The organism is Dyella ginsengisoli LA-4, assembly GCF_000334915.1.
Taxonomy (GTDB): Bacteria; Pseudomonadota; Gammaproteobacteria; order Xanthomonadales; family Rhodanobacteraceae; genus Dyella_A; species Dyella_A ginsengisoli_A.
In genome coordinates this window covers 1-1,213 of sequence record NZ_AMSF01000035.1, presented here as the reverse complement: position 1 = coordinate 1,213, position 1,213 = coordinate 1, and the positions used below count along the sequence as shown (strand labels likewise).

General features: G+C 63.7%; 2 protein-coding genes. Both read right to left on the bottom strand.

The features are described 5' to 3' along the window. Nucleotides 1–28: 28 nt before the first annotated feature. On the bottom strand, nt 29–847 hold the full coding sequence (locus tag C693_RS0110165) for an IS3 family transposase (protein WP_017462166.1): 819 nt from the start codon (nt 845–847) through the stop codon (nt 29–31). After that, the gene (locus tag C693_RS0110160) at nt 847–1,185 is read right to left on the bottom strand and encodes a DUF1153 domain-containing protein (protein ID WP_277813086.1); all 339 of its coding nucleotides are present in this window, start codon (nt 1,183–1,185) and stop codon (nt 847–849) included. The genes C693_RS0110165 and C693_RS0110160 overlap by 1 nt, the downstream gene beginning before the upstream one ends. Between the last annotated feature and the right edge of the window lie 28 nt (nt 1,186–1,213).

Genomic DNA, 1,213 nt, shown 5'->3' with positions numbered 1-1,213 from the left:
TGTAATGACCCAGCGGTTCCTGCACAGGTCAGGCCGCTAAAGCGTATGCCTCAGCGGGTGTCTTCATCCCCAACGCCTGGTGCGGACGCCGGTGGTTGTAGAACGCGATCCAGTCGCCGATCGCCCGCATCGCATGCTGCTGGCTTTCGAAGCGGTGTCGGTGTGCACACTGCTCCTTCAGCGTACGGATGAAGCGTTCGATCATGCCGTTCTGCTGTGGGCAGTGCGGCGTGATGAACTCCTGCTGCAGGCCATAGCTGCGGACCAGCCGCGTGTACTGGCGACTGGTGAAGACCAGACCGTTGTCCGAGCGCAGCAGGAATGCCTCGGGCACGCGGCCGAGCGTGCCGAAGCGTGTGATCAAGGCCTGTTCCAGGGCCGCGGCTGCAGTGGTTGCGCGCCCGGTCCGCGACAGTTGCCAGCCCAGCAACTGCCGGGTGTGGCAGTCGATCACCAGCGCCAACGTGAGCCAGCCGTCACGCCCGCCCCATATCCGGCACAGGTCCGTTGCCCAGCGTTGGTTCGGGGCCGTGGCTACCGACGGCAAGGCCTGGATCCGTGGACGCATGCCCACAGCCCGCTTGCGCACCTGCCAGCCCATTAACCGGAAAATCCGCTGGACCGTGTTCTTGTTCATGTTCAGCAAGCCGGCCACCGTGCGGTAACCGAACGACGGCTCCGCCTCGATCATCTGCTTGATCGGTGCAGCCAGCTCCGGCCGTACCTTGGGTGCGGACTTCACCGTCCGGTAGTACACCGTGCGCCGCGGCACCTCGAACCAGCGGCACAGCTTGGCCATCGACACTGCCACACCCTCCGCCCGCAGTCCCTGCTGGATCGTGACCATCAGGTCTCGTCCTTGCCCAACAGGGACGCCAATTTTTTTCGCGCACGCAGCTCCAGCATGGCTTCGCCGTAGGCTTCCTGCAGCTCCTTGAGCTGGCGCTCGTACTGCTCGCGCACGTCTTCAGGCTTGGCGCGAAGCGCGTTTTCCATCCCGCGCTTGCCGTCCTCGACCCAGCTCTCGATCTCCGAAGGCGGCAGGTCGAACTGCCGGCTCGCCTCCGACACGCTCGTCTTGCCCTGGATGATCTCCAGGACCAGTGCCGACTTCCGGCGCGCCGTCCAGCGTTTGATCTCTTCTTCCATCACGATGCTCATGGTGTCTCCGTCTAAACGTAACACCTGAGCAGGAAATCACTGGGTCATTACA

Coding starts and splice junctions, on each gene's coding strand:
- C693_RS0110165 (WP_017462166.1), bottom strand. CDS start 847: ATGGTCACGATCCAGCAGGGACTGCGGGCGGAGGGTGTGGCAGTGTCG.